Origin of the sequence: Gallaecimonas pentaromativorans (assembly GCF_003751625.1) — a bacterium.
Taxonomy (GTDB): domain Bacteria; phylum Pseudomonadota; class Gammaproteobacteria; order Enterobacterales; family Gallaecimonadaceae; genus Gallaecimonas; species Gallaecimonas pentaromativorans.
On sequence record NZ_RJUL01000013.1, the window covers coordinates 1 to 17,564 of the forward strand.

Genomic DNA, 17,564 nt, shown 5'->3' on the forward strand with positions numbered 1-17,564 from the left:
AGACGCATAAAAAAATCCGACACCAAGGAGATGTCGGATTTTTCCATCACTAGAGGATCAGTCAAGCGATCGGTCTTAACTGATCAGCATTAGGGGCTTGGCCCCGGTTTTTTAATTAGCGCTTCAGCGCCGCTTTGAGGGCATCGGCCATGGCCGAGTTGCCGCTGTTGCCCCCTAGGCTCTGGGGCTGGGGTTTGCCGGCGCTGCGGTTGTTGCCGGTGCGCTCGGGGCGAGGGCCGCCGCTGCGCGCCCCGCCTGCCTGCTGGCCGGGCTCGTCGCTAAGGCGCATGGAAAGGGCGATGCGCTTACGCGGTATGTCCACTTCCATCACTTTGACCTTCACCACCAGGCCCGCTTTCACCACTTCCCTTGGGTCGTTGATGCGGCGCTCGCTCATGGCGCTGATGTGCACCAGGCCGTCCTGGTGAACACCAATATCCACAAAGGCGCCGAAGTTGGTGACGTTGGTCACCACCCCTTCGAGCACCATGCCGGGCTTGAGGTCGTTAAGGGTTTCCACCCCTTCGGCAAAGCTGGCGGTGGTGAACTCGGGTCGCGGGTCGCGGCCGGGTTTGTCCAGCTCTTTCAAAATGTCGGTGACGGTGGGCAGGCCGAACTGCGCGTCTACAAAGTCGCCGGGCTTGAGCTTGCGCAAGACATCAGAGTTACCAATCAGCGCCGCTTCCATCTTGCCGGTGCTGGCCTTGATTTTCTCCACCACCGGGTAGGCTTCGGGGTGCACGCCGGAGGCGTCCAGGGGGTTGTCACCGTTCATGATGCGAAGGAAACCGGCGCATTGCTCAAAGGCCTTGGGCCCCAGGCGCGGCACTTTCAAAAGCTGCTTGCGGCTCTTAAAGGCGCCGTTTTCGTTGCGCCAGGCCACCAGGTTGCCGGCCAGGGTGCTGTTAAGGCCAGACACTCGTGCGAGCAGCGGCGCTGAGGCGGTGTTCAAGTCCACTCCCACGCCGTTTACGCAGTCTTCCACCACCGCGTCCAGGGCCTTGGCCAGCTGGCTTTGGTTCACATCGTGCTGGTATTGGCCCACACCGATGGATTTGGGGTCGATTTTCACCAATTCCGCCAGCGGATCTTGCAGGCGGCGGGCGATGGAAACGGCGCCGCGCAGGGATACGTCTAGGTCCGGGAATTCATTGGCGGCCAGCTCCGAGGCGGAATAGACAGAGGCCCCTGCTTCGCTCACCACCACCTTAGTGACTTTCAGATCCGGGGCCTTTTTAAACATCTCGGCCACCATGCGGTCGGTCTCGCGGCTGGCGGTGCCGTTGCCGATGGCAATCAAGTCCACCTTGAACTTGCGGCACAGCTGCTCCAGGGCGTCGATGGACTGGGCATATTGGCGCTTGGGTTCAAAGGGATAGATGGTGGCGGTGCCCAGCACCTTGCCGGTGTCGTCCACCAGCGCCACTTTGCAGCCGGTGCGGATACCCGGGTCCAGCCCCATCACTACTTTCGGGCCAGCAGGCGCGGCCATCAACAAGTCTTTGAGGTTGTCGCCGAATACCTTGATGGCTTCTGCTTCGGCGGCGTCGCGCACCCGGCCCATCAGCTCGGTTTCCATGTACATCAAAATCTTGATGCGCCAGGTCCAGCTCACTACCTGTTTAAGCCAGGTGTCGCGGGGGCTGTCGCCCAAGTTAAGGCCGAGATGTTTGGCGATGATCAGCTCGCAGTAAGAGGTTTTAACGCTCTCTTCCTGGCCAGGGTCGGCGTTGATGGCCAGCGCCAAAATGCCTTCGTTGCGGCCACGGAGCATGGCCAGGGCCCGGTGCGAGGGCACCTTGGCCAAGGGCTCTGAATGGCTGAAGTAGTCGCTGAACTTGGCGCCCTCAATCTCTTTGCCGTCCATCACTTTGGCGGTGAGTTGGGCGTTGCTCCACAGGTAGCTGCGGATCTTTTCCAAAAGCGCCGCGTCTTCGGCAAAGCGTTCCATCAGGATGTAGCGGGCCCCTTCCAGGGCGGCTTTTACGTCACTCACGTCACCGCTGACAAACTGCTCGGCAAGTTGCTGCGGGTCGCAGCTGGCGTTATTGAACAGCTCCTCGGCCAGGGGCTCAAGGCCCTGCTCGATGGCGATCTGGCCCTTGGTGCGGCGCTTGGGTTTGTAGGGCAGGTACAACTCTTCCAGTACCGTTTTGGTGTCGGCGCCCAGCAGCTCTCTTTTGAGCTGGTCGGTGAGTTTGCCCTGCTCGTCAATGCTCTTGATGATGGCCTGGCGGCGGTCTTCCAACTCGCGCAGGTAGCCCAAACGGGATTCGAGGTTACGCAGCTGGGTGTCGTCCAGGCCGCCGGTTACCTCTTTACGGTAACGGGCAATAAAGGGGACGGTGGAACCTTCGTCCAGCAGGGCCACGGCGGCGCTGACCTGGGCTTCACGAACGCCGAGTTCCTCGGCAATTTTTCTGTTGATCATCCTTACCACTTGTCTTTCGTGCGGACGGCGAGAGCGCCATTGTGCCACGCAGGGCGGTGATGGCGAATGGCCTTTTTAGCGCGAGCACCGGCCCGTTCAGCAAATGCTTGCCAGCCGCCTTGCCAATGGCGAGCTGAGGCGATACAAAGCGCTCAAGACATTCTGTTGCCGGCCACTATGAGAACCGACCTTATCACCCGCGAGGGCTTTAACGCCCTGAAAGAAGAACTGGATTTCTTATGGCGCACCGAGCGCCCCGAGGTCACCCAAAAGGTGGCCTGGGCGGCCAGCCTGGGGGACAGGTCCGAGAACGCCGACTACCAATACAACAAAAAGCGGCTTCGGGAGATTGACCGGCGGGTGCGCTTTTTACGAAAGCGCCTGGAGGTGCTGCGGGTGGTGGATTACTCCCCCCAGCAGGACGGCAAAGTGTTCTTTGGCGCCTGGGTGGAGGTAGAGAACGAAGCGGGGGATTTGCTGCGCTTTCGTATCGTCGGCCCAGACGAGATTTACGGCCGCAAGGATTACATCTCCATCGACGCCCCCATGGCCCGGGCACTGTTGAAAAAGGAAGTGGACGACGAAGTGATGGTCAGCACCCCCCACGGCCCCAAGCCTTTTGTGGTGGTTAGCATTCACTACCCGCAAGGGAAGTAACGGCATCCGGCCACGGCTGGCCATGACACGACTTGTAACAAAGGCCAGTGGTGGTTGCTGGCGGAACTTTTTATAGTAAAAGCCGACGCTTAAGCCCTGGGTGAGAACAACGATGGCACAGGAAAGCACCAAGATCCTGGTAGTGGACGACGACATGCGCCTGCGCGCGCTTTTGGAACGGTACCTGATGGAGCAGGAGTTCCAGGTGCGGGCCGTGGCCAATGGCGAGCAGATGGACCGCTTGCTGGAGCGGGAGAATTTCCATCTGATGGTGCTGGATTTGATGCTGCCTGGTGAAGACGGCCTGGGTATCTGCAAGCGGCTGCGCTCCCGCGGCGAAAACATTCCCATCATCATGCTCACCGCCAAAGGCGACGAGGTGGACCGCATCATCGGCCTGGAACTGGGGGCCGACGATTACCTGGCCAAGCCCTTTAACCCCCGCGAATTGCTGGCCCGTATCCGCGCCGTGCTGCGCCGGCGCACCATGGAAGCGCCGGGTGCGCCGTCCACCGAGGAGCAGGAGATCACCTTCGGCGAGTTTCGCCTCAACCTCGGTACCCGCGAGATGTTCCGGGGCGATGAGCATATGCCCCTGACCTCCGGCGAATTTGCGGTGCTCAAGGCTTTGGTCAGCCACCCCCGTGAGCCTCTTTCCCGCGACAAGCTGATGAACCTGGCCCGTGGCCGCGATTACTCGGCCCTTGAGCGCAGCATCGACGTGCAGGTCTCGCGCCTGCGCCGCATGATTGAGCCGGACCCTTCTCACCCCCGTTATATCCAGACCGTCTGGGGCCTGGGTTACGTGTTTGTGCCCGACGGCCGCGCCCGGCCATGAAGCTGCTGCCCCGGTCCGCCTTTGGCCAGACGGTGATGCTGCTGGCGGGCCTGCTGCTGATCAACCAACTGGTCAGCTACACCATAGTGGTGATGTACGTCATCAAACCCAGCTACGACCAAATCAACGATCTGCTGGCCAAGCAGGTCAAGGTGGTGTTCCTCGACGAGCCCATCAATGGCCGCCAGCGGCTGGAGCTGCCCGATGAAATGCGCCAGCGTTTTTTCGAGGCCACCGGCATCGAGCTATATAGCGAGCAATCGGCCCGCAAGGCCGGGCTCGACCAAGCCACCTACTACAGCTACCTCTCCGAAGAGCTGGGCCGTGAGCTGGGCGGCCCCACCGAAGTGCGCATCAACCAGGGCACACAGTTCGATATCTGGGTGCGCCCGCCCATGGCCCCCAAGTATTGGTTGAAGGTGCCGCTAAGCGGCTTTGAGGGCTTCCAGTTCTCGCCGCTGCCGCTCTATTTGGCGCTGATAGGGGTGCTGTCGGTGCTGGGAGGCTGGCTTTTTGCCCGGCGCCTTAACCGGCCGCTGAAAAAACTGGAAGTGGCCGCCCACCAGGTGGGGCGCGGCGAGCGCCCGGCAACGCTTTCTGACGATGTCGGCTCCAGCGAAGTGGCGGCGGTAACCCGAGCCTTTAACCAGATGGCCAAAGGGGTGGCGCAATTGGAAGAAGACCGTGCCTTGCTGATGGCCGGTATTTCCCACGACCTTCGCACCCCCCTGACCCGCATTCGCCTGGCCACCGAGATGATGCAAAGCTCCGAGGGCTACCTCAAAGACGGCATCATCGACGACATCGAAGACATGAACGCCATCATCGACCAGTTCATCGCCTACGTGCGCCAGGACCGGGAAGACAGCCCCGAGCCGTCGGATGTTGAAGCCTTGCTGGAAGACGCGGTCAGCGCCTTTGCTGAGCGGCCGCTGCGCACCGTACTGGCGGTAGAGCCCATTCCCGAGCTGTGGCTAAGGCCGCTGTCCATCAAGCGGCTTGTCTACAACCTCTTGGAAAACGCCGAACGCTACGGCCGGGGCGAGGCCAGAGTGGAGGCCAGGTTGTCTCTTAACAGCAACGAATTGGTGCTCAAGGTGGGGGATAACGGCCCCGGCATTCCCGAGGCCGAGCGCGAGCGGCTGTTCATGCCCTTTGAGCGGGGCGACAAAGCCCGCAGCACCCACGGCTCCGGCCTGGGCCTTGCCATCATCAAGAAGATTGTCGATTCCTACCATGGCCGCATTCTCCTGGGCCAATCTACCCAAGGGGGGCTGCTGGTGGAGATCCGCCTGCCGCTTTCTTCCTTAAGCCCGGTGGAATAAGGCCTGGCGAGGTGCATTAGCGAAAAGTCGTATTGTGCCAGGGTCGTTTTTGCAGCAAAGGTGTAACGCTTACACAACTATTATTCAAATGTTGCAGAAAACGATAAGGACAGCACATGAGCGCCATCGTATTGCTGGTATTGGGGTTGGGAGGCATGGCCCTGGGCTATTTCTTCTACTCCCGTTTTATTGCCAACCACATCTATAAACTCGACGAAAACTTCAAGACCCCGGCCCACGAGATGGAAGACGGTGTCGATTTTGTTCCTACCAACAAATTCGTGCTTTGGGGCCACCACTTCACCTCGGTGGCTGGGGCGGCGCCCATAGTGGGCCCGGCCATCGCCGTTATTTGGGGCTGGTTGCCGGCCTTCTTGTGGGTCACCTTGGGCACCATCTTCTTTGCCGGTGTCCACGATTTTGGCGCCATCTGGGCCAGTATCCGCAACCGCGCTAAATCGGTGGGTTCGCTCACCGGTGAAGTGGTGGGCAAGCGGGCCCGTGCGGTGTTTATGATTGTCATCTTCCTGGTGCTGCTGATGGTCAACGCCGTGTTCGGGGTGGTGATCGCCAAGCTGCTGATTAACAACCCCGGCGCCGTAGTACCGGTGTGGGGCGCGGTGGCGGTGGCACTGGTGATTGGCCAGCTGATTTACCGCTTCAAGTTCAACCTGGCCTGGGTGTCGCTGATTGGCATTATCGTGCTCTATGGACTGATTTACGTCGGACCATCGATGCCGATTACCCTGCCTGACAGCACTTTTGGCCTTTCTGCGTCAGCCAGCTGGATCTTGCTGTTGTTCCTGTACGCGGCCATCGCTTCCCTGTTGCCGGTGTGGATGCTGCTTCAGCCCCGTGACTACATCAACGGCCTGCAGCTGTTCGTGGGGCTTATCCTGCTCTACGCCGCCGTGATTATCGCCAACCCCAGCGTGGTGGCGCCGATGATCAACATGGACCTGCCGGCCAATACGCCGTCGATGGTGCCGCTACTCTTTGTGACCATCGCCTGTGGGGCCATCTCCGGCTTCCACGGCCTGGTGGCATCTGGCACCACGTCCAAGCAGCTCAACAAGGAAACCGACGCCCGCTTTGTGGGTTACTTCGGTGCCGTGGGTGAAGGCGCTTTGGCCCTGGCGGCCATCATTGCCGCCACCGCCGGCTTTGCCTCCCTGGCCGACTGGCAGGCGGTATACAGCGCCTTCGGTAAAGGCGGCGTGCTGGCCTTCGTTAACGGCGGCGCCACCATCCTCCACGCCGGTACCGGTATCGATGCAGCGGTGGCCTCCACCATGCTGACGGTAATGGCCGCGCTCTTTGCCGGCACTACCATGGATACTGGCCTGCGCCTGCAGCGCTACATCTTCCAGGAGTGGGGCGAGATTTATAACATCAAGTGGATGGGCAAAGCCCTGCCGGCCACCTTGCTGGCGGTGGCCAGCTGCCTGGTGCTGGCCTTTGGTGCCGGTGGCGCCGACGGCTCCGGTGGCTTGCTGATTTGGCCGCTGTTTGGTACCACCAACCAGCTGCTGGCGGGCCTGACTCTGTTGGTGATCACCGTGATGCTGGTGCGCCGCAAATCGCCCACCATCTACACCCTGGCACCTTTGGTGTTCCTGCTGGTGATGACCCTGGCGGCGCTGCTGCTGCAACTCAAAGGGTTCTACGACCAGCAGAAATGGTTCCTGCTGGGCCTGGATATCGTGGTGCTGGTTGCCGCCATCCTGGTTACCCTGGAGTGTGCTGCCGCCCTCAAAGACGAAAAACGCAAGGCCGCCGAGGCTGAATAAGCCTGCCGGTTTTGGCTGCAAAAAAACCGGCGCCCTGTGGCGCCGGTGTATTTTGTAAGAGGAGTGCAGCCCAAGTGAAAGAAACCCTATCCAAACTCAAATTCTGGTACCAAAAGGCCGGTGAACTGGGGGCCCAGTACTACAACGCCCCATACCGCGCCGCCATTGCCCGGGCCAAGCGTGAAGAAGACGACTTGTTCATGCTGCTGGTGTTCTCCGAGATGATGGGGGTGCCCAACCCGGCCTCCTGGTATTGCCTTGAGCTTCAACCCCTGCTGCTGGAACGCTTTCACGACTGGCACCAGCGCATGGGCATGGAACATTCCCCCCTTGATAACTTCCGGTGTTGCTGATGTCGCTGGACTTAAAAAAACTCATTGCTGAAAAACGGCTGCTGCTGGTAGGTGGCAAAGGCGGCGTGGGCAAAACCACGGTGTCGTCCTCGCTGGCGGTAGCGGCGGCCGAGGCTGGCCGCAAGGTGCTGCTGGTGTCCACCGATCCGGCCCACAGCCTCTCGGACGCCTTTGATAAAGCCATAGGCGGCAAGGAGAAAATGCTGGCCCCGAACCTCACGGTGCTGGAGCTGGACCCCGACGCCGAAGTGGACGCCTACCTCGAGCGGGTGCTGGGGCAGATGCGCCGCTATGTGGGCCCGGATCAGGTGGCGGAGCTCAGCCGCCAGTTGCGCCTGACCCGCCAGTCCCCCGGTGCCCAGGAGGCGGCGCTTTTGGAGCGTATGGCCACGCTGATGGAAGAGGGGCTAGAGCAGTACGACTTGTTGGTGTTCGACACCGCCCCCACCGGCCATACCCTGCGGCTGCTGTCCCTGCCCGAGGTGATGGCGGCCTGGACCGACGGCCTGTTAAAACACAACAAACGCTCGGAAAAACTGGGCCAAGTGTTGTCGCACCTCACTCCCGGCCGTAGCGTCAATAACCCCATGGGCGACCCCAAGGACAACGCCCTGGAAGGGCTGGACGACAAAGGCAAGCAACTGGCCGAAACCCTGCTTAAACGCCAGCGGCTGTTTCACCGCACCCGCCACCTGCTGGCCGATGCGGCCCGCACCGCCTTTTTGTTTGTGCTGACCCCGGAAAAGCTGCCCATTCTGGAAACCGAACGGGCGGTGGCGGCCTTGCAAGAGTCGAAGATCCCGGTGGCCGGCGCCGTGGTCAACCGGGTGTTACCGGCCGCCGCCGACAGCGCCTTTTGGGCGGCGCGCCGCGAGCGCCAGCAGCGCCACTTGGAGGATATCGAGGCGCGGCTTGGCAAGGTGCCGAGGGTCACGGTGCCGCTCTGGGAAGATGACATCCAGGGCCTTGACAGCCTCAGCGCCTTTAGCAAGGCGCTACTGGACGCCAAATAAAAAAACGCCGCTGTCGCGGCGTTTTTTGATCAGTAGGCCAGGGTAAAGCGCCGGTTGATAAAGTCTGCGCTTTCCATCTCGTCAATCATGGCTTTGGCGTAATCCTCGACCGAAATGTGGCTGTTACCCTCGCCATCCACTAGCAGCTGGTCGGTGCCCAAGCGGTAGTGACCGGTGCGCTGGCCAGGGGCGATGATGGCGGCCGGTGACAGCATGGTCCAGGTGACCTCGGATTGGCCGCGCAGCTTGTTCAGGGCGTAGCGGGCGCCTTCGGCGCTGGCTTTGTATTCGGCGGGGAAGGCGGGGGAATCAATCAGCAGCTGGCCCGGTGCCACTTCCAAGGAGCCGGCGCCCCCCACCACCAGCAGGCGCTTGACGCCAGCGGTGTTGGCGGCGGCCAGGATGCTGTCAAAACCCTTGGCGTAATAGCCTTGGATGTCTTGTTGGGCGTGGCCGGAGAAGGCACTCAGCACCGCGTCAAAACCGCCAAGCTGCGCCGCCAGGGCCTGGGTGTCCTGCACGTCGGCTTTAACCACGGTCAGGCCCGGCATGGCAGCCAGGCGCTCGGGGCGGCTGACCAGGGCGGTAACGCTGTGGCCGCGGCTCAGGGCCTCTTCACGCAGGGCAGAACCGATAAAACCGCTGGCACCGATCAGGGCAATTTTCATGGGGTATTCCTCGTTGTCTGACGTTGATGGCGCCATTGTGAGTCGGGTTATTGATTTGAAAAACGCTGCAATCAATAATTCATTGTTATTAAATTGATAACGGTGTTGCCGTGGCCAGCGAACTCGACCTCAACAACCTGCCGCTTTTCATCGCCACGGTGGAAGCCGGGTCTTTTACCGCCGCCGCCGAGCGCCTGGGGTGCACCAAGACCAAGATCAGCCTGAGCATCCGCGCCCTGGAGCAGCGGCTGGGGGTCGCGCTTTTTACCCGCACCACCCGGCAAATCACCCTCACCGACGCTGGCCAGCAGCTTTATCTTGGCAGCAAGCCGCTGCTGGCAAGGCTGGGGGAAACGGTGCAGGAAGTGGGCAGCAGCGCCCAGGCGCTGAGCGGCACCTTGCGGATCACCGCGCCGGTAGACCATATGAGTCATCAGTTGGCTAGGGTTGCCGCCGCCTTTGGTGAGCGCCATCCGGGGCTGACCATCGAGCTTCGCAGCGGCGACAAGGTGGCAGACATGGTGCGGGAAGGGATTGATGTGGCCATCCGCATGGGCTGGCTCAAAGACTCAAGCCTGCGGGCCCAGAAGCTCGGCACCTTCGAGCAGCTGCTGGTGGGCTCAAAAGACTACCTGGCGGCGCACGGCAACCCGGAGCATCCCAGCGAACTTGGCCAGCACCGCTGGCTCGAATTCACCCCGTTACCCAGCGCCCTGACCTGGACCTTCACCCGCCCGGGGGAAACCCATCAGGTGCAGCTGCACAGCCGCCTCAAGGTGGACAACACCGCCGCCCTTATCAGCCTTATCAAGGCCGGCGCCGGGGTTTCGGTGATTGGCCATTTCGGCCAGCAGCTGGACCCAGAGCTGGTGCCGCTACTACCCGATTGGCGGCTACCGAGTGGCGGCATTTACGCCGTCTTCCCCCCCGGCGCTTTTATCCCCGCTAGGGTCCGCGCCTTTGTGGATTTCTACCGGGACTGGCTCGGAAAATAAAAAGGCAGGCGCGGGGCCTGCCAAAAGGGGTAAGACGATGCTTATTGTTGGAGTAATTTCAGCACCGCATCGAAGGGCACCAGTTTGAAGTTCTGGCCTTGCTCGGGCAGGCGTTTGCGCCCGTCCTGCACCGCCAGCAGGCCTTGGGGGTAAGCCTTGCCAAGGGCGAGGCTGGTGATGTCGATGCCGTCGGTTTCGCTGGTGCCGTCGATGCCCGCTTCGCTGTTAAGGCCGATGCGAAAGCGGCCCAGCAGCTGGTAGGGGGGCAGGGCGCTGTAGGCCACGTAGCTGTCGTTACCCTGGCTGGAGGCCACCAAGATGGGCCGCTGGCCTTGCCAAAGGGCCAGGCCTTCTACGTCGGCGTGGAGCATGGGGCCGACCTTGGCGATAAGGGTGCCAGCGGGCGCCTGGGTGTCGTCGGCGTTAAAGGCCCAGATGCCTACGTCTTCTTCTCCCAGGAAAAAGCGGCCGCGCTTGTCGTCGGCCACACAGCCCTCGGGCTGGGTGTTAACGCGAAAATCCCGCACCAGGGTGCCTTTAATGGCGCCCTGGTTGTCGTCCAGGCGGTATTGCAGCACCCGGCCGTTCTTGTCGTTCACAAACACCTGCAACTGCCCTTGGGGTTGGTACATGCAAAGGCCGTAGATGTCTTTAAGGGGAGTGGGTACTTCCCCCAGTAGGCTGACGTCGCCGCTGTCCGGTGCGATGGCAAAGACGCTGATGGCGTTATGGTCGCGGTGGCTGGCGGTGGCGATATCCACGGTCTTGCCACCAAGGCGAAAACCCTGGCGCACATCCACGTTGTTGACCCGGCCCACGGCCAGCCGCTGCAGGCGTTTGCCATTGAGGTCATACACCTCCAGGGCGCCGCGTTTGTCGGTGCCAAGCACCCGGCTTTGCTCGGGGTGCTGGTGGTTAACCCAGATGGCCGGGTCGTCCATGGCATCACCGATGCGATCGGCCGGCAGGGTTTGAGAGATGGCCTGCACCTCGGCAATGACCGGCGCCTGATAGTGGCTGACTGCCAGTTTCGGCAGCGCCTGCACTGTGCCCCCCAGATTGGCGCTATCGCCGTTGACGGCCAGCAGCTCGGCGCCGGGTTTACTCAGCGTCAAGCGCTGGGTGCCTTGCTCGGGGGCTTTGGGGCGGGTGGCGTTGGGGTAAAGGTCGAGGCTGTGGGTGCCCAGGCGCACCAGCAGGCCGTCGGGCCTTACCGCCAAGGCTTTGGTTTCGCCACTAAGCGCCCCAAAGGGGGCGGCGGCGTCCAGCAACTGGCGTTTGGGCTCTGCTTCGAGCTCGGCGCTGTAGCGCCACAGGGCCTGGTCGTCTTCGCTGATAAAGAGCGATTCCGAGGCGCTGTCGGTGGCGCAGGCCGTGGATTTATAAGGAATATTCAGGGTGCGCAGCCGCTTGGGCGCCTTGAGCCAGTGGCTGGTTTTTACCAGCCATTCCTCGCCGCTGCCCCTGTCGTCGAGGATAAAAAGATGCAGGCTGCCGTCCCTTGGGCTTTGGTAGCTGCATACTGCTTCCACCACCCGGTCGGTAACCGGCGCCGAGAATACTTCTTTGGCCCCCTGCCACAGGCGCAGCTGTTGGTCGGCCTTATCTACCGCCATCAACAAGGCGCCGTCCTGGCTGAGGTTGACCGGGTCCACCGCGCCTTTGACCAGGGTCTTGCCTTGCCAGCTAAGGCCCTGCTGGCTGATGTCTAGCTCGCTGCCTTGGTAGGGCAGCTGGCTTGCCAGGGCGCCTTGGGCCAAGAGGGTCAGGGTTAGTAATGCTTTCATGGCCATTCCTTATTAAAACGCGTGGTACTGCAGGCCCAACTGGAAGCTGCGGCCATAGGTTTCGTATTGGGCGTTGAGGGCCGAGCGGCCGGTGTAGACGTAGTAGGGCTCGTCGTTAAGGTTCAGCGCCTTGAAGGACAGTTGCAGGTTGGGGGTGGCGGACCACTTGGCGATAAAGTCCCACTGCAGGTGCGAGTCGGCGTAGAGGTCGTAACGGCTGTCGGTGACATCGTCCACTTCCAGCAGGTATTTGGACTGGTAGGCGCCAGAGATGCGCAGCGACAGGGTGCCGTCGTCGTAGCCCAGGGCCAGATTGGCGGTCTTGTCGGATTGGCTGGGGAAGGGCAGGTCGCGGCTGCCGCTGTCCCAGCTTAAGGTGGCGGTGGAGTCGGTCCAGGTGCCGTTGGCCGAGAAAATAAGGTGGTTGAAGGGCGCCGGCAGGCTGTCAAAGCGGGTCACGAAGTTAAGCTCGACCCCGTACAAGTCGGCGCTGTTGCCGTTGATGTAGGTCAGGGCCTGGTCGTAGTCCTCAAAGCCGGCAGAACCGGCCAAGTCGGCCCGGTAGATGAAGTGTTTGATGTCCTTGTAGAAGGCGCCGATGCTGGCCACGCCAATATCGCCGCTGTAGTGCTCAAGGCTTAAGTCGTAGTTGGCGCTGGTCATGGAGCGAAGCTCGGGGTTGCCGAATTCGGCTTCAAAATCGCCGGCGTCCCCTTCGCGGTAGAGGCCGGGTGCCAACTGGTCATAGGTGGGGCGCACAAAGGAGTTGGAGTAGGCGGCCCGCACCAGGGTGTCGTCGTCCAGGTTGTATTTGAGGTTCAGCGACGGCAACCAGCGGTCTTCGTCCTTGTGGTACTGGCTGACGGTGGCGGCGTCGTCCTGGTCTTCAAAGATGCTGTAGCCACGGGTGTCGCGGCGGGTCTTCTCATAGCGAAGGCCGCCTACTAGCAGTAAGTCGTCCCAGCGACTGGTGGCCATCAGGTAGGCCGCTTTGTTGTCTTCCTTGACGTGGTAGTCGTTGATCAAGGAATCCACGTCGTCGCGGTAGTCGGCTCTGTCGTAGCCGCTGATGGCGGCCAGAATGGCGCTGGTGCTGATGGTGGGTCCGAAGGGCGCCAGGCCGTAGTCGGCGTTGGCGCCAGCGTAATCGGCGAGGGTGTCTGGGATGGCCAGCTTTTTGTAGGTGAAGGTGTCTTCGTCCATGTCCTTCTTGCGCTCACCGAGCTTGATGCCGCCCTGGATATCCAGGGTGCTGGCGCCCAAATCCAGGTGGCGGGTCAAATCGGCCCTGACGCTGCGGTTATGGTCGGTGGCGTCGTGCTGGTACATCTCGATTTTGCCGAGCTGGTAATTGGCGGCGTCCAGCAGGCTGTCATCGCCCTCGAATACCGGCTTATCGCCGCTGGCGTAATGGATATTGCCGCTGTATTCGAACTTGGCGGCCTTGACCCCAAAGGGCAGCTCTTCTTCGGCGCTGCTGGTGGAAAGCTGGTATTTGAGGGTCCAGTCCTGCCAGTTGGACTTACCGCCGACGCTCAAGGATTTAATGAACTGGTCTTCGACGCGGTCTTTAAGGGCGCGGGTCAGGTCGGCCGGGCCGTCCACCCCCGGCTCGGCGGCATCTTCCCACTCGGCGCTGTAGGACTGGCGGGTCTCGTGGTCCTTGAACTGGGAGTAGAGGCCGCGCAGGTAAAACTGGTGGTTGTCGCTGGGGCGGTAGTCGATGTTGGCGGCCAAGCCCTTGCGCTTTCGGGAGATGCTGTAGTCACGCATGTCGGTTTCTTCCAGCAGGGCGCCGTCCCAGGCGCCGCCGGTTTCAACGTTGTCGGAACCAAACTTGCGGTCGTAATAGCTGGCGGCGAGGGCAATACCCAGGGCGTCGACCTGGCTGCCAAGGTCAAAGGTGTCAGACCAGGCGGCAGAGGCCTTGGGGCTGGTTTTGTCCCTGAGCTTGTTGTAGCTGCCCTCGGCGGTGAAGCTGAAGAAGCGGCCGTCGTGGTCAAAGGCGGTCAGGCTCTTCATTTCCACGTTGCCGCCCAGGGTGTTGGCGTCCATTTCCGGGGTCAGGCTCTTGGCCACTTCCAGGGTGCCCAGCAGATCAGAGGGAATGACATCCAGCGCCACGGCGCGGCGGCCCGACTCCGGCGCCGGGATGTTGGCGCCGTTGTAAGTTACGGTGTTGAGATCCGGCGCCAGGCCGCGGATGCGCACAAAGCGCCCTTCGCCCTGGTCGCGCTCGATGGAAATGCCCGGCAGCCGCTGCAGCGCCTCGGTGGCGTTGTCGTCGGGGTATTGGCCTATGCCGTCAGCCGAGGCCACGGTAACGATGTTGTCGGCATTTTTCTGGATATTAAGGGCGCGGCCAAGGCTGGCCACCTGGCCCACCACCGTGATGCGCTCTACCTTGGCGGCAAGGGTCAGGGGCAACTCCAGGGTGTGCTCGTCTTGCACGTCAATGGTGCGGGTTTCGCTGGCCAGGCCCGGATATTGGATCAAAAGCTGGTACTGGCCCTCTCGAACCGAAGGCAGTACAAAGCGGCCTTCGGGGCCGGTTTGGGTGCGATAGGGGCTGTTTTCCAGGTGGATGGTGGCGCCGATGAGTTTTTGGCCGGCGCCGTCCTGCAACTGGCCCTGAATTCGGCCGTCAGCCCAGGCCTGGGCACACAAAGCCAGAGCCGTCACTGCAAACAAGGGTGCTTTTTTCATGATGTCGGGTCCGCTGAATAAGTCTGGCGCCGACTCTGAAAGCCCTATGTGACAATGTGGTTGCAGTTTTTCGGCCTTAAGCCTGCCTTAACGTTTTTAGGGGCCTGGGCCGATGCAACAGCCTGAGCCGGGCTGACCCGGGTCCGATCGGCTCAGGGCTTCGCGGCGCTGTCACCTTTTTGTAAAAAGCAGCCAAGACAATGGGCTTAGGAGTGCCTATGTCTCGACACAAACTCAAACTGCTGCTGACCTTCCTTATCCTGCTGGCGCTGGGCGCCCTTGCCCGGCATATGGGCGAGCTCAAGCCCTGGGCGCTAATCGACTGGCTAGACGTGGTGGGAGAAGGCTGCGTGCTGCTGGTCAGCCTCGCCTGGGTGCTGATGGTGCTCAAAAGCCGCCCCCATGGCCGAGTGACTTTGCTGCTTTTTAGTGGCGGGCTGATGTTCTGCTGCTCCAGCTGGCTCGATTGGCTGGACGAATTCCTCCACTACCCCGAAGGCAGCCACCTGATGAGCTGGACCGAGAGCCTGCCCGCGCCCTTTGGCCTGGCCATGCTCACTTGGGGGCTGTGGGGCTGGCATCGCGAGCAGCTTGCCATCAGTGCCCAGCTCAAAAGCCGTGAACATTTCTTTCGCGAGCACCAGTTGGTGGACCCGCTCACCCGCCTTTATACCCAGCCCTACCTGCAACTGGTGTTGGAGCGGGAATTGGGGCTGCACCAGCAAGGGGCCAAGCCGCTCACGCTGCTGGCCTGGGACATTCGCGGCTTTGGCCGTTTCAATTTGCGCCACGGTGAGCTGGCTGGCGATAAGGCATTGAAAGGCCTCGCGGAATTCTTGCTGGCCGGGCTGCGCCCCCAGGATCTGCTGTGCCGCCTGGGAGGAGACCGCTTCGTGGCCCTGCTGCCTGGCACCGGCGCCGGTGAGGCGCGCGCACTGGGGCAAGCCCTGTCTCGGCAGCTGCAGGAGCGGCCCTGGCTTGGCAACAGGGTCAGCCTGAAAACCGAGCTGTTGCAAGCAGGGACGGCCGATAGTGTCGATACCCTGCTGGCGCGGCTGCAGGTGCAACTGGACAAGGACAAAGGGCCCGGCCCCTTTGCCAGGGAAGCCTGATGCGCCCCTGGTTTGGCAGTGACGACAAACAGCTGCCGGCCTTGCAGGCCAAGGCCATTGTTACCGTGGCCGAGCGCCGGGGCGTGGCCCCCGAACGGTTATTGAGGGGCACCGGTATTTTTGAGGGCGACCCGCTGATAAGCCCGGCGCAACTGGTGCGCCTGGCTTGCCAGGCACAAAAGCTGCTGCCCCAGGGCGAACTGGGTTTTCTGGTGGGCCACCACCTGCTACGCCAAGACCACCCCTTGGCAAACCTGCTGCGCGCCGCGCCGGATCTTCGCCGGGCCCTGATGGGGCTGGCCCGCTACCGAAGCCAATGGCAGTTGCTGCAATACCTGCGCCTGGAGGCCAGCCATGACCGGCTTTATCTCTATCTGCAAGACGCGGTGGGGCTGGGGGAGGCGAGGGCGTTTTTCTGCCAGGTGACCTTGGGGCTGCTGAGCGCCTTGCTGCGTTTGCAGCTTAACGGGCGCCAGGCCCTTGAGATCAGCCTTAGCCAAAAGACTCCCAAAGGGCTGCACCATTACCAGGCCCACCTTGGCTTGGCGCTGAGATTCGGCGCCGAGCAAGACTGCCTGAGCCTGCCGCGCAGCTGGTGGCAAGCAGGCTTTGCCGAGGCGGATGCCACCGCCTTTGCCGACGCCAAAGCTGCCATGGTGGCCGAGCTTGCGCCCCTGGGGTTACTGGAATGGTTGGCCAGGCTACAGCACCGGCATTTAACGGCGCAGCTGGGGCTAGAGCAGGTGGCAACCCGTGCCGGGCTCAGCCCCGCCAGCCTCAAGCGCCAGCTCAAGGCCCAGGGCACCAGCTTTGGCCAATGTGGTGACCAGGTGAAAAAGCTTCGGGCCCTGCACTGGCTTTGTTACGGCCAGCTGCCCAACGAGGTGCTGGCGCAGCGGCTGGGTTACTCGGACGTACACAACTTTCGCCGCTCCTTTAAACGCTGGACCGGCGCCGTGCCCTCGGTGTTTCGCTAGGCGCTCTTGGCCAGGCGCTGCTCCATGGCCAGGTAATCACGGCCTGCACCCAGCCCCATCAGGTAACCGGCGTCGAGCTTGGCTTTGTCCATGGTCAGGCGGCCCACGGCAAAATCCTGGGGCGGGGCGATGACCCTCAGTTGGCAGTCCGCCGGGGGATGGGCGATGAAATCCAGGGCAGCGTTGTAGTGGTTGGCCCTGTCCAGCAGGGTTTGGGCAAGCTCGGGGTGGTCGCGAAAGAGGTGCTGGGTCAGCCAGGGCAGGCGGCTTGGCTTCATGCGATAGCCAAGGGGATGGGACAGCACCACGGTCAAGTCGCGGGCACCGCGCCGGTAGGCCTCCTGCACCGGTATGGAGTCGGCCATGCCGCCGTCGGTAAAGGGCTGGTGGTCGATTTGTGGCATCTCTTTAAAGGCGATGGGCAGGGCGCAGGTGGCCAGCATCACCTGGTCGAGGTTGTCAGGGGTTACGCTCATGTAGCGGGCACCGCCACTGAGCACGTCGGTGACCACCGCCACCAGTTGTGGGCCCTTGGTCAGGCAATCGAGGTGCAGCGGCAGCAGTTTGCGCGACTCGTGCCAGAGCCAATGCACGTCGGTAAGGTGGCCGCCAAGGGCAAAGCGCCGGGGATTGAAGAAGCGGCGGGTGGTGGCAAGGCGGGTGATGATTTTGCGGCTGCGGCCCTGGCGGCGGCTGAGATAACCCACCGAATTGGTGGCGCCGGCAGAGACGGCCAGGATCAGGTCAAAGGCGTAATGCTGTTGCTGGATAAAGCTGTCCAGCACCCCGGCGGCAAAGATACCGCGCATGGCGCCGCCTTCAACAATCAGGGCTTTATTGGCTTTCGGTTGCACGGGTGACCTCCGGCTGAGTGATTGCTCTAAACTAGCAAAGCAGGCCTGAGATCTTAAA

14 protein-coding genes are annotated in these 17,564 nt (G+C 61.9%); 9 read left to right on the forward strand and 5 right to left on the reverse strand.

Annotated features, from left to right (window positions below):
• Positions 1 to 115 precede the first annotated feature (115 nt).
• Positions 116 to 2,431: a Tex family protein gene (locus EDC28_RS18700; protein WP_123422624.1), complete on the reverse strand. Its 2,316-nt coding sequence runs from the start codon at positions 2,429 to 2,431 to the stop codon at positions 116 to 118.
• A gap of 177 nt (positions 2,432 to 2,608) precedes the next feature.
• Between EDC28_RS18700 and greB the strand changes: the two genes are divergently transcribed.
• The 6 genes from greB to EDC28_RS18730 all read left to right on the forward strand — a co-directional run bounded on the left by greB (position 2,609) and on the right by EDC28_RS18730 (position 8,407).
• On the forward strand, positions 2,609 to 3,088 hold the full coding sequence (gene greB / locus EDC28_RS18705; protein WP_123422625.1) for a transcription elongation factor GreB: 480 nt from the start codon (positions 2,609 to 2,611) through the stop codon (positions 3,086 to 3,088).
• Between the two features lie 112 nt (positions 3,089 to 3,200).
• Complete coding sequence (ompR, locus tag EDC28_RS18710; protein ID WP_050658831.1) at positions 3,201 to 3,926, forward strand: osmolarity response regulator transcription factor OmpR; 726 nt, start codon at positions 3,201 to 3,203, stop codon at positions 3,924 to 3,926.
• Complete coding sequence (gene envZ / locus EDC28_RS18715) at positions 3,923 to 5,251, forward strand: two-component system sensor histidine kinase EnvZ (protein ID WP_123422626.1); 1,329 nt, start codon at positions 3,923 to 3,925, stop codon at positions 5,249 to 5,251. The genes ompR and envZ overlap by 4 nt, the downstream gene beginning before the upstream one ends.
• A 116-nt stretch (positions 5,252 to 5,367) precedes the next feature.
• Positions 5,368 to 7,041, forward strand: a complete 1,674-nt coding sequence (locus EDC28_RS18720; RefSeq protein WP_050658829.1) for a carbon starvation CstA family protein — start codon at positions 5,368 to 5,370, stop codon at positions 7,039 to 7,041.
• 74 nt (positions 7,042 to 7,115) lie between these two features.
• Positions 7,116 to 7,394, forward strand: coding sequence for a cory-CC-star protein (locus tag EDC28_RS18725; protein ID WP_211355755.1), 279 nt, complete (start codon positions 7,116 to 7,118; stop codon positions 7,392 to 7,394).
• Positions 7,394 to 8,407, forward strand: coding sequence for an ArsA family ATPase (locus EDC28_RS18730; protein WP_123422627.1), 1,014 nt, complete (start codon positions 7,394 to 7,396; stop codon positions 8,405 to 8,407). Before EDC28_RS18725 ends, EDC28_RS18730 begins: the two co-directional genes overlap by 1 nt.
• 29 nt (positions 8,408 to 8,436) lie before the next feature.
• Here EDC28_RS18730 and EDC28_RS18735 read toward each other — a convergent pair whose 3' ends face one another.
• On the reverse strand, positions 8,437 to 9,075 hold the full coding sequence (locus EDC28_RS18735) for an NAD(P)-dependent oxidoreductase (RefSeq protein ID WP_123422628.1): 639 nt from the start codon (positions 9,073 to 9,075) through the stop codon (positions 8,437 to 8,439).
• Positions 9,076 to 9,185: 110 nt separating this feature from the next.
• Here EDC28_RS18735 and EDC28_RS18740 point away from each other — a divergent pair, with 110 nt between their 5' ends.
• Positions 9,186 to 10,070 (forward strand): LysR family transcriptional regulator, encoded by an 885-nt coding sequence (locus EDC28_RS18740; RefSeq protein ID WP_123422629.1) that lies wholly within the window; start codon positions 9,186 to 9,188, stop codon positions 10,068 to 10,070.
• A 41-nt stretch (positions 10,071 to 10,111) separates the two neighbouring features.
• On the opposite strand, the gene EDC28_RS18745 is transcribed toward EDC28_RS18740, so the two are convergent.
• Positions 10,112 to 11,857 (reverse strand): phytase, encoded by a 1,746-nt coding sequence (locus EDC28_RS18745; RefSeq protein WP_170164176.1) that lies wholly within the window; start codon positions 11,855 to 11,857, stop codon positions 10,112 to 10,114.
• Positions 11,858 to 11,869: 12 nt separating this feature from the next.
• Positions 11,870 to 14,563, reverse strand: coding sequence for a TonB-dependent receptor (locus EDC28_RS18750; protein ID WP_123422631.1), 2,694 nt, complete (start codon positions 14,561 to 14,563; stop codon positions 11,870 to 11,872).
• 218 nt (positions 14,564 to 14,781) lie between these two features.
• Between EDC28_RS18750 and EDC28_RS18755 the strand changes: the two genes are divergently transcribed.
• Both EDC28_RS18755 and EDC28_RS18760 read left to right on the forward strand, forming a co-directional pair.
• On the forward strand, positions 14,782 to 15,675 hold the full coding sequence (locus EDC28_RS18755) for a GGDEF domain-containing protein (protein WP_170164177.1): 894 nt from the start codon (positions 14,782 to 14,784) through the stop codon (positions 15,673 to 15,675).
• Complete coding sequence (locus tag EDC28_RS18760) at positions 15,675 to 16,652, forward strand: helix-turn-helix domain-containing protein (RefSeq protein ID WP_123422633.1); 978 nt, start codon at positions 15,675 to 15,677, stop codon at positions 16,650 to 16,652. The genes EDC28_RS18755 and EDC28_RS18760 overlap by 1 nt, the downstream gene beginning before the upstream one ends.
• Here EDC28_RS18760 and EDC28_RS18765 read toward each other — a convergent pair.
• Positions 16,649 to 17,506, reverse strand: coding sequence for a patatin-like phospholipase family protein (locus EDC28_RS18765; RefSeq protein ID WP_280530868.1), 858 nt, complete (start codon positions 17,504 to 17,506; stop codon positions 16,649 to 16,651). The two genes, EDC28_RS18760 and EDC28_RS18765, sit on opposite strands and share 4 nt — an antisense overlap.
• Positions 17,507 to 17,564: the final 58 nt, after the last annotated feature.

What these genes read in the sequence shown, in the direction of transcription:
- EDC28_RS18700 (WP_123422624.1), bottom strand. Translation starts at nt 2,431, where the DNA reads ATGATCAACAGAAAAATTGCCGAGGAACTCGGCGTTCGTGAAGCCCAG.
- greB (WP_123422625.1), top strand. Translation starts at nt 2,609, where the DNA reads ATGAGAACCGACCTTATCACCCGCGAGGGCTTTAACGCCCTGAAAGAA.
- ompR (WP_050658831.1), top strand. Translation starts at nt 3,201, where the DNA reads ATGGCACAGGAAAGCACCAAGATCCTGGTAGTGGACGACGACATGCGC.
- envZ (WP_123422626.1), top strand. Translation starts at nt 3,923, where the DNA reads ATGAAGCTGCTGCCCCGGTCCGCCTTTGGCCAGACGGTGATGCTGCTG.
- EDC28_RS18720 (WP_050658829.1), top strand. Translation starts at nt 5,368, where the DNA reads ATGAGCGCCATCGTATTGCTGGTATTGGGGTTGGGAGGCATGGCCCTG.
- EDC28_RS18730 (WP_123422627.1), top strand. Translation starts at nt 7,394, where the DNA reads ATGTCGCTGGACTTAAAAAAACTCATTGCTGAAAAACGGCTGCTGCTG.
- EDC28_RS18735 (WP_123422628.1), bottom strand. Translation starts at nt 9,075, where the DNA reads ATGAAAATTGCCCTGATCGGTGCCAGCGGTTTTATCGGTTCTGCCCTG.
- EDC28_RS18745 (WP_170164176.1), bottom strand. Translation starts at nt 11,857, where the DNA reads ATGAAAGCATTACTAACCCTGACCCTCTTGGCCCAAGGCGCCCTGGCA.
- EDC28_RS18750 (WP_123422631.1), bottom strand. Translation starts at nt 14,563, where the DNA reads ATGAAAAAAGCACCCTTGTTTGCAGTGACGGCTCTGGCTTTGTGTGCC.
- EDC28_RS18755 (WP_170164177.1), top strand. Translation starts at nt 14,782, where the DNA reads ATGTCTCGACACAAACTCAAACTGCTGCTGACCTTCCTTATCCTGCTG.
- EDC28_RS18760 (WP_123422633.1), top strand. Translation starts at nt 15,675, where the DNA reads ATGCGCCCCTGGTTTGGCAGTGACGACAAACAGCTGCCGGCCTTGCAG.